The organism is Bacillus coreaensis (genome assembly GCF_050586445.1).
Classification (GTDB): Bacteria; Bacillota; Bacilli; order Bacillales; family Cytobacillaceae; genus Robertmurraya_A; species Robertmurraya_A coreaensis.
The window spans coordinates 85,298-101,048 of the sequence record NZ_JBOCCY010000012.1; the positions used below are offsets into that span (position 1 = coordinate 85,298).

Annotated in this window: 9 protein-coding genes; all 9 read right to left on the bottom strand. The window is 40.3% G+C overall.

From position 1 onward, the window contains the following. Positions 1-96 precede the first annotated feature (96 nt). The 9 genes from ACQ5H4_RS17110 to ACQ5H4_RS17150 all read right to left on the bottom strand — a co-directional run bounded on the left by ACQ5H4_RS17110 (position 97) and on the right by ACQ5H4_RS17150 (position 15,648). Positions 97-1,665, bottom strand: coding sequence for an alpha-L-rhamnosidase-related protein (locus ACQ5H4_RS17110; protein ID WP_430776209.1), 1,569 nt, complete (start codon positions 1,663-1,665; stop codon positions 97-99). Continuing rightward, positions 1,646-4,585, bottom strand: a complete 2,940-nt coding sequence (locus ACQ5H4_RS17115; protein WP_430776210.1) for a family 78 glycoside hydrolase catalytic domain — start codon at positions 4,583-4,585, stop codon at positions 1,646-1,648. The genes ACQ5H4_RS17110 and ACQ5H4_RS17115 overlap by 20 nt, the downstream gene beginning before the upstream one ends. Before the next feature lie 87 nt (positions 4,586-4,672). After that, positions 4,673-5,557: a carbohydrate ABC transporter permease gene (locus ACQ5H4_RS17120; protein WP_430776211.1), complete on the bottom strand. Its 885-nt coding sequence runs from the start codon at positions 5,555-5,557 to the stop codon at positions 4,673-4,675. Further along, positions 5,557-6,423 carry a carbohydrate ABC transporter permease gene (locus ACQ5H4_RS17125; RefSeq protein WP_430776212.1) on the bottom strand — a complete coding sequence of 289 codons (867 nt, stop codon included), beginning with the start codon at positions 6,421-6,423 and terminating at the stop codon, positions 5,557-5,559. Before ACQ5H4_RS17125 ends, ACQ5H4_RS17120 begins: the two co-directional genes overlap by 1 nt. An 80-nt stretch (positions 6,424-6,503) precedes the next feature. After that, positions 6,504-7,820, bottom strand: a complete 1,317-nt coding sequence (locus ACQ5H4_RS17130) for an ABC transporter substrate-binding protein (RefSeq protein WP_430776213.1) — start codon at positions 7,818-7,820, stop codon at positions 6,504-6,506. Positions 7,821-8,057: 237 nt separating this feature from the next. Next, a complete protein-coding gene (locus ACQ5H4_RS17135) occupies positions 8,058-9,530 on the bottom strand; it encodes a response regulator (protein ID WP_430776214.1) in 1,473 nt (490 codons plus the stop codon). Continuing rightward, positions 9,508-11,286, bottom strand: coding sequence for a sensor histidine kinase (locus ACQ5H4_RS17140; RefSeq protein ID WP_430776215.1), 1,779 nt, complete (start codon positions 11,284-11,286; stop codon positions 9,508-9,510). Before ACQ5H4_RS17140 ends, ACQ5H4_RS17135 begins: the two co-directional genes overlap by 23 nt. 248 nt (positions 11,287-11,534) lie before the next feature. After that, positions 11,535-14,324: an alpha-L-rhamnosidase gene (locus tag ACQ5H4_RS17145; RefSeq protein ID WP_430776247.1), complete on the bottom strand. Its 2,790-nt coding sequence runs from the start codon at positions 14,322-14,324 to the stop codon at positions 11,535-11,537. Beyond that, the gene (locus ACQ5H4_RS17150) at positions 14,308-15,648 is read right to left on the bottom strand and encodes an MFS transporter (protein ID WP_430776216.1); all 1,341 of its coding nucleotides are present in this window, start codon (positions 15,646-15,648) and stop codon (positions 14,308-14,310) included. The genes ACQ5H4_RS17145 and ACQ5H4_RS17150 overlap by 17 nt, the downstream gene beginning before the upstream one ends. Positions 15,649-15,751: the final 103 nt, after the last annotated feature.

Below are 15,751 nucleotides of genomic sequence, written 5' to 3' on the forward strand. Positions count from 1 at the left end.
ACTAAGTTCTTAAGCGCAAAATAACTATTTCCACGTTAAAATCGACTTTAAGATTTTAACAACAATCTTTACGAAAACAGCCTATCCAAAAGCAACTTATAGATGATATTTACGAATCAAATACGTTGGAGTGCAGCTCCAAGCATGGCAATAACTGTTGATTAGATGACTTCCGTATGGGGAAAACTCTTTTTCTTTCGGGTCATATAGCTCCCAAAATGTATCTGCACCATCTTCAATCATTCCACCCCAATAGGTTTTCATCTCAGAAATGGCTAGCTCTTTTTCTCCCGCAATCAGTAATGCCTCAATGAAGTGATGATACATATATGGAGTGGCGATTCCTATCTCTGGTTTCTCCACCAACAAATGCTTCATCAAATGCTTACTTTCTTCTTCTGTTACGACACCAGCTAATACCATCCAGATTTGACTTGCCCATGATACTTGTCGATCTGCCCCACTCACAAAAAACTGTAATTCCGCGTCCCATAAATATTTCTTCGTCGCCTCCACAATTTCCTGTAAGCGCACAGCAAGAATCTCTTTTTCTGGTAATTTCAATTCCTCTGCTAAAAATATCGCTTGCTTTATTGTATAGATTAAAATCGCTTGAGAAGGAGTTTGCTTATTTAACCCCTGCTGCCAATCAATAAAGGACCACCACTCTGCAGAATCTTCTAAGATATGATTTTTATCTAATCTTTCAAGAGCCAGTTCCACTTGACGGTAAGCAGTAGGCCATAATTCTGTTAATGTTTCTTTGTCTCTTGTGGCCAGATAGTAATCATGCAATGTTGATAAAAAGAAAAGTGAGTAGTCAAATAAAAAGGTATCATCTGCAATCAACTGTGGTTCTATAAATACATTGGCTGACACCTTTCCTTGATCATTCGGTACACCGGCAAAAAGATATAAACATCTTTTGACTAAATCATTCGTCCCAAACGTTTCATAGTTAGCTAGAGCCTGCAAACGTAAATCCCCTAACCAAAGACGGCGGTCACGCTTCGGTCCATCTTCAAACACGTCCTGCATACAATCCGCTAATGTTTTAATACTGACTTCATCGATTTTTTGTAGCATAGCGTCTGGATGTCCTAAGGCTTCAATCGCTTTCAGATCAGCCGACGTGACGACCCTACATTCAATATCCTCGAACATAACTTGGTATTTTTGCGAAGTGGCTAGGACCTCAAACTTCACGTATCTAAAAGCATATCTGTGTGGAAGAGCAAGTGTTGCAGGCAAGACATCTACAAAAATGGTCTCCTCCTGTAGCCAAGCACTGCTTAACCAGCCATCATAATTCTCAAAGGGCTCTCCCATTTCTACTGGCATTTCTCCAATCGTTAGCTTTAGTTTCAAAGGGGCATCTGGAGGACTTCCAACCGGACGAACCCGAAAGTTTAGGTAACCCACTTGGTGGTCCCCAAAATCAACGATAAACGAATCACCTTTCTTGTATGCTTGCTTTTGCAATTCATCAACAGAAGAGGCATGCTCCACCTTCCAGCCATGCATCACATCAGGATCTGGAAGCACATGAACGAGTGCTGTTGGCTTTACCACACTGCTTTTTAAAACGGGCTTCAACCGGTGAGCTTCTTCAATAAAGGCTTCATTTTTTACAACAACATGATTCTTAAGCTTTTGTGTACTCATAATTACTCTCCTTTTTTCCAGCTACTATAGCTTCATTGATTTCTTGAATAATGGAATCTACCTCATTTAGTTGAATCGTTGGTTCCTTGGCGAAACGAGTTAGAGTATAAGCCTTCATATGTGAAAAAGGCCCGATTTTTTCTGATATTCCAGGAGAGTGCTTCTCTAATACTTCCATTGCTACAGAAGAGGAAAGAAGGTCTAGCACTCTCGAATTCTTCGTAAATAGGTCCAATCTTCCCATTTGGTTCGGATACGTAAAGGTATATACGCCAGAACGGACTTCGATTCGAACCTCTCCGTCATGATTTTCCACCTGTACGACTCCCTCCGCCTGGACGACTTCTATGTTATTTTCCGTTAGATCCTCCCTATGAACATTCGGTAACACAATGGTCGCCGTCGTATTGGCAGGAATTTCAACCCGTACATTGATTTCATCCTTCTTCCATTCCCATGCCGAGACAATTTTTCCATATAAGGACTGGTGCTCCGCTCTAGCATGTGTCAACTTCCCACCAGCAAATTGAGGACGAATCAGAATCTTTTTATAGGCCACATCACTTTCATCCATATCAAGTCCGGCTACTCTACGGTACATCCAATCACCAATGGCTCCATATGCATAGTGATTAAAAGAGTTCATATCATCACTCCAAAAGCTACCATCTGGCTTGATGCTATCCCAGTGCTCCCAAATGGTGGTCGCCCCTTTTTTCACTGAATACAGCCATGATGGATAACTATCTTGAAGTAATAGTTTCATAGCGGTATCATGGTACCCATTTTCGGATAGAGCAAAGCATAGATATGGCGTGCCAACAAACCCTGTTGTTAAATGGTAGTCATTTTCGATGACTAGTGTATTTAAATCGAAAGCCACTCGTTTCTTCGTTTCACCTTCTACTAAGTCAAAGGCGAGAGCGAGTACATGCGCGGTTTGAGTAGGAGAAGCGAGTCGTCCAGTTGGAGAGATAAACTCTCGAACAAACGTCTCTTTGATCTTTTTTAATAGACTGCTATATTCTGCTGCGTCCTCATACCTTTCCAGTACAATCGCACTGTTTCTTAAAATTCTTGTCGAGTAAGCATAAAAAGCGGTTGCGATGAAGTCTCTCGGAGTGGCTCCGACATAGCTGTTTTCCTTTGCATCCAAACCAAGCCAGTCTCCAAAGTGAAAGCCCGTATTCCATAAGAATTCGTTCTCTCCTTGTTTCCGAATGTATTCAACCCATGCTTTCATGCTGTCATATTGATCTTTAAGCACGCTCTTATCGCCGTACACCATATAAACTGTCCAAGGACAAACAGTTGCCGCATCTCCCCAAGCAGCAGAAGAGGAGTTGCCCCCCATTAAGTTTGGCAAATCGGGAATAACAAACGGAACGCCTCCATCCTCTAGCTGATCTGCCTTCAGATCTCTTAACCACTTTTTGAAAAATGGAGCCCCTTGGTAGTTATAAAGTGCCGTTCGTATAAAGACTTGAGCATCCCCCGTCCAGCCAAGCCTCTCATCTCTTTGCGGACAATCAGTTGGAACATCCACAAAATTCCCTCTTTGTCCCCAGACAATGTTTTTCTGAAGTTGATTCACGAAAGGGTCTGAACAAGTAAATTCACCCGTTGCTGGCATATCTGAGTGAATGACCTCTCCAGTAAATTGACTAAGATCTAGACCGTTTTCTTGATTTGGATAACCCTGAACTTTTACATATCGAAAGCCTTGGAAAGTGAAGTGTGGCGCATAAGTTTCCACTCCTTCTCCATTCGTAATATAGGTCACCCGTTGCTTTGCTTTTCGTAAATTCCCGAAATAGATATTGCCGTCCTTATCCAAAACCTCTGCATGCTCTAAAGTTATGATGGTTCCCTTAGGTGCTTCCACATGAAAGCGCATGCGCCCGACCATGTTTTGGCCCATATCTAGGACGGTGTCACCTGCAGGTGTGACAAACACATCCACTGGACGAAGCGTTTCAGTTACTCGAGTGGGCCAGTTTTCTTGAGACACCAGGTTCGAAAAAGGTAACTCGATACTTACGCAGGTAGCCCAATTGGTATCATCAAACTCAAACTGGCTCCAGCCTGCCTGTTCAAAGCGTGCATCATAGGCTTCTCCATGGTATAACTCGGAAGATAAAATCGCGCCTGTTGAAGCCTTCCAGGATGGATCGGTATTGATGACTTCTTCTGTACCATCAACATACTTGACGTGAAGCTGCATTAGGAAGGCTCGCTGGTCACCAAAAATATCTCTTTTATTACTCCATCCTAAATTCCCTTTATACCAGCCATCTGCTAGCAGTACACCTACCGCATTTTCTCCTGCAGACAAGAGCTCAGTTACATCATACGTTTGATACTGCAGTCGAGTTTTGTAACTCGTCCAGCCCGGTGTGAGTAGATTTTCAGTTATTTTCTTTCCATTGATATACGCCTCATATAATCCAGCTGCTGTCGCATACACTCGAGCGGAAGCAATCTCTTTTTCCAAGGTAAATGCTTTCCTTAGTTGAAAAATCTCCTCTGATTGAGGGTCCAGCTTCGTTTCGTCTGGAGTAATCCAGCTAGCTTCCCACTCCTGATGATCAAGGAATGCTGTTTCCCAACTAGAGACCTCACTCCAATCTGATCCCCGATTGTAGTTATCCCATACTTTAACTCGAGTAAAGTATAGGGTTCGAGACTGAATCGGACCGGAATACATAAGTTGAATGGATTGATCAGATTCTATTTTTCCTGTATCCCAAATAAAATTTTCAAAGTTTTTAGAGGTTGATACTTGCACCTGATAGGCCGTCTGAAACGTAGCACGCCGATCAGATTCCAGCTGCCAGCTGACGGATGGATTTTTTACATCGATCCCAATAGGATTTTTCCGATACTCGCAAGTCAGATTCGTTACTATAAGTCCTGACATTCTTTTTCCTCCTCTTTATAAAAAAACAAACCCCACTAATCCTTCACCTTCTGTTGGACAAGTAAGATTTGTTTTTCAGCATCCTTTCTACTTCACAGCTCCTGCGGTCATACCTGCTACAATTTTCTTATTGAAGAAAATAAACAAGATAAGTGGTGGAATCGAGATTAATAGAATATTTGTAAATAACAAGTTCCATTGTGTATTGTACATACTTGAGAAGTTATAGAGCGTTAACTGTAACGTAGCGTTTTCAGCACCTGGGAAGAAATATAACGGGTTAACAAAGTCGTTATACACTCCAACAGCTGTAAGTACGATGACGGTTGCTGAAACTGGTTTTAACAATGGCAAAATAATGCTAAAGAACAAGCGCATTCTTCCACAGCCATCAATCAGTGCCGCTTCATCCAGTTCTTTCGGAAGTGTTGCCATAAATCCTTTATAAAGCAAAATGGTGAATGGTAGGTTTAACGCTACCTCTACTAAAATAATGCCCGGCATCGTTTTAAATAGTCCGATTCCATCAAGAACCCAGATCGTTGGTACGATCGCTGGTGGAATAATAAGTCCAGCCAAAATCAAAAAGTTGAAAAATGGTGACATTTTGCTCGTACGACGTTGGAGCACATATCCAGCCATGGCCCCGACTAAGATGAGAATGGCAATTGAAAAACCAGTGATCATCATACTATTGAAAAAGGCTCTTACGATCATTCCGTTTTGAGCGGCCATAACCGCTTGAATATTTTCGATTAGTTGAAACGAGCTTGGAAGGTCCATATTTAAGAGAGAGGACTCTTTTGTATCCTTACTCGCATTCACAATAACAAAGTAAAACGGAACTCCGAATATAACTAAAGACAGGATAATCGCTAATATTTCACTGAACAACTTCCTTACTGATTTTCTCTTCCTGGTATTTGTCCGAAATGGAGTATCGGCTTTTACTGCGATCTGTGTTTCACTCATTATAAGTCCACCTCTTTCTTATTCAAGAATGCATATAATGGGAAAGCAAGAGCTGAAACAACAACAAACAAAATCACGTTTCCTGCTGTGGAGAGGCCATAGAAACCACCTTGATATTGCTTATAGATAATAGAAGCAATCAAGTCGGTACTAAATCCTGGGCCTCCCTTAGTCATTGCCCACACTAAATCAAATGAACGTAATCCACCGATAAAAGCTAGAATAATAACAGAGTTCATGGCTGGTCTGCTTAATGGCACAATGATATTCCAGAACTTATGGAACGAGTTCCCACCATCAATGGCTAGAGCTTCATAGTAATCCTCTGGAATAGACATGATTCCTGCGATAAAGATGACGGTTGCCATCCCTACCCCTTTCCAAACATCTACCAATGCAACAGATAATAGAGCAATCGTCGTGTCTCCTAACCAATCCGGCCCTGTAATTCCTACAATCTTCAATGCCGTATTAATCAGTCCTTGAGTTGGATGCATCATCATCGCAAATGCCATCCCAACTGCAATCGTACTTAATAGGGTTGGAAAGAATACCATAGACCGTACAAAGCCGATCGTTTTTAGCTTTTGGCTTAGGAAGACACCTAGTAAAAGTCCTAAGATTACCTTTAACGTACAGGTGACAATCGCGTATATGATGGTATTTTTAAAACCTATATTCAGTGAAGGTTCTGTTAAAAAAGTGATGAAGTTTTCAAATCCGATAAATTTCCAATCTGTGAGGGTCCACCATGTCATACTAAAGAAAAACGACATAATAGTTGGCAGTAGGAAAAACACGAAGTATATAATTCCTGCGGGCAATAAGAAGTAATACGTGTACGAGCGATTGGTAAGCTTTGTCATAATGTATTCCCCTTTTCTAGTCTGGTTAGATTAGAAGCCCTGTCGGGAATGACAGGGCCTCATCTCATTTAACCAGCTGATTACCAGCCTTCAAGGCCAAGTTGTTTTGCTTGTTTTTCAACGTCTTTATCGTATAGTTCAGCTCCAGCTTTTGCATCAGAAATACCGCTTCCTACTTCAACAGCAATCTGTGGAAGGTTTGGACCCTTTACTGGGCTTAAGAATTCAAGAGCAGGTGCTGTTTTTCCAGATTCGAAGAATGGAATCATATCTTTTACTGCACCATACACATCATCGGAAAGCTCCACTCCTTTGACTGCTGGAGGTCCTTGTGGCTTAATTTTTTCGTTGTAGAGATCAATTCCTTCTTGCGATACAAAGAATTCCATCCATTTCTTTGCTTCTTCTGGATGCTCAGTGTTTTTATTAATATAAACACCACCTGGTACCCAGACTGTTAATCCGTTCTCATCTGCACTATCACCTGGTTGAGGAAAGAATCCAATATTATCTAATTCCTCTGCGTAATTCGCTGATAACATAGGTAGAGCAAAACTTAACATTGGATAGTGTGCCCCTTCCCCTTCAGCTAACTTCTGTAATCCTGCTTCATAACCAGTAGCAAGGAAATCCTCATTTAAGTACCCTGCATCAAATAATTCAGCTAACTTTTCAAAGCTACGAAGTGCTCCCGGTGTCCCTGCAATTTTTGCCTTATTTGCTGTGAAATCCTCTGCAAACGTCGGGTGTTGTTGAAGCACATTGTAATTATCTGCAAGTACGACAACTTGTGCTGTCCAAGAGTCTTTGTAAGATCCGATAACTGCTGTTTTTCCAGCTTCTTTTATCTTTTCATTATTAGCCATTAGCTCATCCCATGTTTTCGGAACAGATAGGCCTAGCTCTTCATAAATCTTTTTATTGTAGAACCAGCCCCCTGCCATAAAGCTAGTCGATGGAATACCGTAAACTTTTCCGTTTGAAGACAATGCGTCCTTTGCATCATCCATAATGCTTTCTACAAAAGGTTCTTCTGAAATATCTAAAAAGTTCTGCTCAGGGTTCAATGCTTGGAAAAGAGAACCTGAGTTATACGCCATTAAGTCAGTCATGTCTCCTGTTGCTAATCGTGTCTTAACGAGGTTGTCTCCTTCTCCCCCACCCGGACGTAATTCATATTCGGTTTTAATGTCATATTTTTCTTCGATCGTATCTGTTACCGCTTTCATTCCATCCAAGTTTGTTTGGTTATCCACGAGGATGGTTAGCGTCACTTGTCCTGAATCTTCTTCTTTTTCTCCTGAAGCACTGTCGTTGTTGCTGCTGCAGCCTGCCATAATTCCTGCGAATAACGCAGCACTTGATAGGACGGCAAAAATTTTCTTTTTAGCCTTCATCTTTTAACTTCCCCCTTATAAATAATGATGACTTATCCAATGACAGCATTCTCGCTTCCATTAAAGGAAGATCAGATTCTATTTTTATGTTTTCCTAGGTTGATGTCCTTGGATCTACCTTTATTGTAAGTGCTTTCATTGAGTTTTTTAATTGTCTCATTTTTTTGATTACGTCCGTATTTTTTGTTTATGTATGAATTTTTCGTACAAAAAATAGTCCTGTTCCATGGAACAAGACTATTTTATTTCCTTAAATTGACCTGGCTTGATCCCGACATGCTTTTTAAAAAGCTCGGAGAAATGTCTATAGCTGTGATAACCAACTAACTCACTTACCTCAGCAACCTTTTTCCCCTCCGTCAAGAGCTGCTTCGCTTTTTCCATTCGTAAATGAGTTAAGTATTTGATATACGACTCACCCATCTCTTCTTTAAATAAGAGGCTAAGATAGGTGGCGTTCATACCTACATGCTCGGAAACCTCTTGTAGCGTGACATCTCTTGTGTAGTTGTCTTTAATAAATGTACAAGCACGTTCGATTGCCTCATGCTTATATGTAGAACGAATGTTAATAGAGGCATGAATAATTTTTTCTAGTTGATTGTAAAGCCATGAATACATTTCTTCCTTTGTTTGTAGCTTACGAATTTCATGATGTGGCATGTAGTCTGGCCAGGTTTGATTGGGATCGCAGCCTGTTTCCTTTAAGACTTCAAGACCGAGATAGACAAGCTTTAGCACATCTCGTTCGATCACATCAGGGTGAAGCTTCTTTCGGTCCAATTGGGTGATTAATGACTTCAACTGTTCGAACAATCCTTCCTTATCACCCGTCCGGATATGAAAGATAACCGCTTGTTCGTGCTTGGACAGATCGGTGCTATGACTAGGACTTTCACCAATATCCTCAAAGCGATACCACTCGAACTCATTCATAAACTGGGTATATCGAAGGGCGTGAAGGGCCTCGTGATAACTTTTATGAATATCTAATATATTTGTATACGTCTTTCCCGAGCCAACAGCCACTCCCGTATGCTCTGACCAGTTCAACATATGGTCCCATATATTCTTTAAATCCTTCACCAAGTGAAAGACCACTAATAAGTTCTCTGTACCATTTTGAATGGCAACAATCCGATGATCTTCGTTTGTGTCTGGTGGTGGGACGACCGATGAAAGAGCAAGAACGGTCACACCCTTAAGCATTTCGGCGTCTTTCCCAAACCGATCCTTCCACTGTAACTCATTGCCTTTGCCTAACAAGAACTGTAGGGTCTCTTTTTCTAATCTTTCTTTTTGATTATAATCCTTTAGTGTATTCACCGTTTCATGATGGTTTATTCGACTAATTGTTTTTTCTAACGCTTCTTTGATCATCGAGATTGTAATTGGCTTCTCCAGATAATCAACGACACCTAGCTTTAATGCTTTTTTCACATAGTCAAACTCATTGAATCCACTAAACACGATACATTGCGTGTCAGGATCATCTTTTAAGATTTCTTCAATCACTTGTAAGCCATCTCTCCCAGGCATTCGTATATCAGTGAAAACGATGTCCGGCCGATGATTGCGGAAAATCTCTAGGGCCTCTTCTCCATCAGCAGCGGTCCCCACTAACTCGACACCATATTCAGACCAGTCAATCATTCGTTCAAGACCTTTTAGCACGATGTACTCATCATCAAATATTACTGCCTTCCGCAAGAGTTTGACCCCCTTTATTTTCTCTAAAACGAATTTCTACACAAGTTCCCTCATTCACCTTACTATGCACTGTTAACTCACTATCTTCCCCGTAGCATAAATATAAACGCTCGCGAACATTTTGCATGCCATAACCATTTCTCGTCAATTCCAAATCAGCTATTCCTACACCATCATCCCGAACGGTAAAAACAACCCATCCGTCCTCTAATCGGCCCGTTAACGTGATGGTTCCTTTCCCTACCTTTGGCTCAAGACCATGATAGATGGCATTTTCCACTAATGGTTGAAGAAGCAATTTAAGAATCTCTTTATCTAGTAACTGAGGATCAACTTCCTCCACATACAAAAAACGATGATTAAAGCGTAAATTTTGAATCGTTAAATAATGCTTAATATGTTCAAGTTCCTTTGAAACAGGAAGCATATCTTTTCCATTATTTAAACTGAGCTTAAAGGTTTCTGAGAGAGCAACGGCCATTTTCGCCACTTCATGATTATTTTCTAGTGACGCCATCCAGTACATCGAATCTAGCGTGTTATACAGAAAATGCGGCTTAATTTGAGCTTGTAATGCTCGTAGCTCCGCTTCTCTTTCCTTAAGTTGCGACCTGATTAACTCCTCATTTAGCACTTTATTTTCACCCGTTATTTTTTGAAACGTCTGACCGATGGCTCCGATTTCATCTGTTGGTGCATCTGTTTCCGAAGGGTGCAAGAGACCACTTGTCCACTCTGCTGCCATTTTCCTTAACCGAACCATAGGATTGGATAGTGTTTCCGATAATAAAAACGAGAAGACAAATGCAACAATGGCGATAACTGATGCAATCGAAATCGTCACATTCCGTATTTGATTGGATTGCTTTAACAACTCTTTTTCGTTAATCACATTTGAAAAAGTCCAACCAGTGATTCTGTTTTTATAATCTGTAACGATGTATCCTTGATTTTTCAACTCGTCCAATGGAGAAACCTCTCTATTGGACAACTCCTCTACCTGAAAAGAACTGGGGTATCGGTACACATTCCTGTAAATTCCCTGTGAATCGTCTAAAATCAGAAAGGCACTATTGTCACTCTTTTTAAACACTCTCGAAAATATCGATTGATTAATATTCACAACTAGTAATCCTGTCGTAGTGGGATCATAGAATTCCCCTGGGTCTTTCAGTAGCTTTACAGATGAAAAAGTCTTACTTGATTTATTTCCTTGTAACACATTATATCCGTAAAAAATGGTTTTCCCATCCTTTTGGACCGCTTCCTTATACCACTCTGTATCTCCAATGTATTCATGAAAGCCACCATTTCCATATCTACCATAGCTTTCGGACTTTCCATAACACATTCCTTGAAAATTCACATTGAATATACATACCGAGTCGATATCTTGCGTATCTATTAAACTACTAGCCAAGTGATCCTGCAGCCTTCGCAGCGATCCGTTGTCGACCAATCTTCCCCCTGCCACATCAAGGGTAACACTTTCCTTTAAGTCTTTTTGGACGTCCTTATTCCATGTAATAATTCGTTCCATATTAATGATGTTACGAAATAATAAGTCCGCCACCTCACTCGACGTCTCTAAATGGTTTTGTATCGTTTCCGTCTGGTTTCGAATCAATAAATCCTTTGTAATATTAAAAGAGACAAAACCTAGACCCATTAATGGACCAATGGAAAGAGCCAATATTAAGATAAAATTTCTATACCGATATTTTTCGTTTTTAACTTTTCTAATAAGCGCTTTCATTTTTATCATCACCTTTTGAGCGAAGAAGTTGTCGAATCTTTTTAAGTAACTATAATACATAGATTTCGGGAATGCTATCGTTTTTTTAATAAAAAAACTGGTCGAAATTACATTCGACCAGTACTTTTGGAGGCTCTAGAGAGTCATTTAACGTTGTTAAATCCCTTTTGGAACTAAATTGTGTTCCTGAGAACTTCTTATCAGATGTTTATTTGCGATTCCTGAAACTTATTTGCTTTCTCGACCATTTACTTGCTATTTACAACGCATTTTTCAGCATACTCAATCTGGTGGATTCCACTTCCAACAGCAAACTTTACTTTTCCTTCGCTTGTATAGGTCTTGACTTCTCTACTACCTGTAATATCCACATTTTGAGGAAGGATGACGGTTGCTGTTGTGTTTGCTGGTACCTCAATTTCTAATTGAACCGTATGATTGTTTTTGGACCAAGACGATGAAAGGATCCCATAACCTGTTTTAAGTTTTGCTTTAGCAAAAGATAATCCACAATCGGTATAAGGTTCGATGATGCTCGTTTTATATCCAGGTTGATCATGCTTGATCCCAGCAATATGTCTATATAGCCAAGCACCAATACATCCAAACGCATAATGATTAAATGACATATGACCAACCGTTCCGTCGGGTGCGATCGCTGACCATGATTCCCAAATCGTAGTTGCCCCATTTTCAACTTCATAAAGCCAAGAAGGACATTCTGTTTGATAGAGTAGTCGATAGGCGAGATCGGCATGACCTTCTTTACACAACACATCCATTAAATAGGGGATCGATAGGAATCCCGTATCAAGCTTATACCCATTCTCCTTGATTAATTCAACTAATTGGTTGACCACCAGCGAACGTTTTTGCTCTGACACCATATTCATTTGCAGAGCTAAAATATAAATCCCTTGAAAATGCGAGCTTATTCTCCCTTTATCATCCACATACTCTTCCTCAAAAGCTTTTCTAATTTGGCTATTCAAGTTTTTGTACATAGACTCCAGTTCGGATTTCCCGAGTACTTTTGAAATTTCGGCTAAAAGGAGAGTTGAATTTGCGTAAAAGCAAGTTGCCACGAGTTCTTTTGTCCGAATGGCACTTTCCATCGGATTTTTTATGCTCGGAATTAGCCAATCTCCAAAATGGAATCCTGTGTTCCATAAGTATTTTTGCCTTTCTAAACGAACAGGATCTTTGTCTTCTAGATGGTCTGGAATCTCCGTCTCTGCTTTTTTACGAACATAACTTATCCATTTTGTCATGGCATCAAAATTTTCTTCTAAAATTCGCTTATCCCCATATCTTTCGTACAATACCCAAGGAACGATAAGGATGGCATCGCCCCACCCGGCACTCGAAAGCTGTCCCCCATTTGCAGTACATTCTGGCTCATAATATTTTCCAGTTGGTACGAAATTGGCGATTTGACCATCAGGAAATTGCTCTAAACGGACATCAACCAACCACCTAGTTAGGAAGGAATTAACATCCATATTAAAAGTAGCTGTTGGTGCAAACACCTGAAGATCCCCCGTCCAACCTGCTTTTTCTCGTTGAGGACAGTCAGTCGGAATCGATAACATATTCGTCTTTTGACTCCATTGGATGTTTTGCTGCAATTGATTAATTCTGCCGTCAGAACATTCAAAATGGCCCGTTGTTTCCATTTCACTATATAATACGATCGCTTTTACATCTGTTTTTTGAATGTCATGTGGATGACCGGTCACACGCACATATCGGAAACCGTGGTAGGTAAAGCTTGGTTCATAGGTTTCCTTTCCATTTCCTTTTGCGATATAAAGATCTATTTGGTCTTTATTTCGACCCATAATATTCATAAAAAATTCCCCGTCTTGGTCCAATACCTCGCTATGTTCCATACAAATGGTCGTGCCCCGCGGAACATCCATGCTTAGACGAATACGTCCCGCAATAATTTGACCAAAGTCAATAATTTGCGCTCCATCCTCTTCACGGTGGATATTAAATGGTAGTAATTCCTCCATGGCTTTTACACTTGGTCCATATTGAGCCGAAAGATTATCGAATGAGTATGTCACACAATTGACCTTAGACCAACCAGAAGCATCAAAATTAGAACAACTCCAATCATCCTGCTCGAGTCTTGCGTCATATTTTTCACCAATAAATAAGTCAGAATATTGCCAAGGTCCAGGACTTGAGACGAAGTTTTCATCAGAGGTTACCATTTCTGTTGTTCCATCTTCGTATTCCATTTCTAATTGGAGTAATATTCCTAGTTTGTTTCCATATTGACAGCTATGACCCGTTAATTGAATTCGTCCGATATACCAGCCATCTGCCCCTTTTACACCGATTACATTGTCACCATTTTGAATAAACTTTGTGACATCATAGGTTTGATATTGCAGATGTACATTGTAAGCTGTGAAATCTGGTGCAAATTCTATGTCTCCTACCCTTTGTCCATTCAGTTCCAATTGATAGATTCCATGGCTGGTTACATATACTCTTGCCTTTTTGACTTTTTTTTCAGCCGTAAAAGGACGTCGAAACAACTGAGGAGGTCGAAGATTCTTCACTCTTTCCTCGAGACTTTCTGCCTTTAGACCACCAGAAAAGATTTCTTTAATCGTGATAAAATCTTCCTCAACGGCTTCTTGTTGCTCGGGCTCCATCCAGCTTGCAAACCAATCTCCCTGGTTTAACAATCCCATTTCCCATGATGCAGGGTGACTCCAATCGGATTCTCTTCCTTGGTTATCCCACACTTTCACTTTCCAATCATATCGTTTTCGTGAATGTAAGGGAGTTCCTTGATATTCAATCCAAAGTGACTGGTCACTCTTTACTTTTTCCGTATTCCATACCACGGTTCCGTCTTCATCCGTTACTATTACGTGGTAAGCTGTTTGCAAAATTGGATGTTGCTCCGTTTGAATCCACCAACTCAATCGAGGGGTAACAACATCTATTCCTAACGGGTGTTTTTGACTTTCTACCGTAAGATTTTCAACCCTTAAATCCCTATCCATTAATAACACCGCTTTCAACTGTTTGACTCTTTGATGGTTTCGTTTTATAGAAAAGCATCAACAAGGTAAATAAAAGTGCACAAGCTGCTGGAATTAAAGCGGAGGTAACGAGAATTCCTTCTAAACTTTGAGGGGTTGGCGCGCTGCCTGCTTGATATCCATAAGCTGCTAAAACAAAACCGGCAAGTCCACCGGAAAGCGATGAACCAAGCTTTTGAATAAAGTTATAAAGAGAATAATAGACCCCTTCAATATGCAACCCATTCTGTCTGACAGAGTAAGAGATGGCATCAGGTAGTGCTCCCCAAGCAGCAAACATGACTAATCCCGTTAATGCTCCAGCCAAAATATTAAGAACTAACACCATTGGTGCCATATTTACAGGGGTGAAATAAATGAAAAGGAAGTCAATAACCGATAGAGCACCTATTAAAATATAAAAGTTTCTTATTCCTATGCGAATAGCTATAGCTGGTAACACGAGAGTTAGAACTAAGCCAATGATTCCTCCAAGACCTGATACGACACTAAACAAATTCGGATTGCCTACATTGTAAATAAAATAGTAGATACCAGAAGCTCCTCGAATACCTAGACTCAATTGAGCTAACAAGAAGGAAGCAGATAAGATTAAAAATGGGATATTGGTCCCCACGGTTTTGATTGCTAACTTAAATGGAATTTGTTCTCTTTTTTCATTCTCTATTACTTTCTCAGCTGTCCCTTTAAAACAGAGAAGAATCAAGATAATAGATAAGACTCCAATAAAGGCTCCCAGATAGAAATATCCAGTTTTTGGACTTGGAAATAACCCTACGATTGGTACGGCAATCGTACCTGCAATGGCTGCCGATAAACCTGAAAACAAAACGAGATACTTCGTCAAGTGGGCTCTTTCTTGAACATTTTCCGTCATAACCGTGTTCAATGCGGCATGAGGAATACTGACAATGCTATACAAGATACTGATTAACAAATATAAAGTGAAAGCGTAAAATACCTTACCTGTTTCAGTAAAATTCGGTGCATAAAACAAAAGCGCTGTGACGATTCCGTAAGGGACTGCACCAAACAGTAGGTAAGGCCTCATCTTCCCCCACTTCGATTTGGTTTTATCCACTAAAAATCCAAACGGTAGGTCAAATCCTGCATCAATGAGGCGTACTACTAACAAAATGGTCCCTGCAGTTGCTGCTGGGATTTTAAGTACATCCGTATAAAAGTACATAATGTACATCGATATGAAAATATACACGATATCCTTCCCAAAAGCACCTGAACCAAAAGCTAATTTTTCTTTTAAAGATATACTGCCAGCTTCTTTCCCCTTCATCTCCTTAACCCCCTATGATTTTATTTCGCTTACCTTGAACAATATGGCAAATGTTAACTATTAAACGAGTCACCTGTCATATGCTCACTTCTTTTTAAAAAAC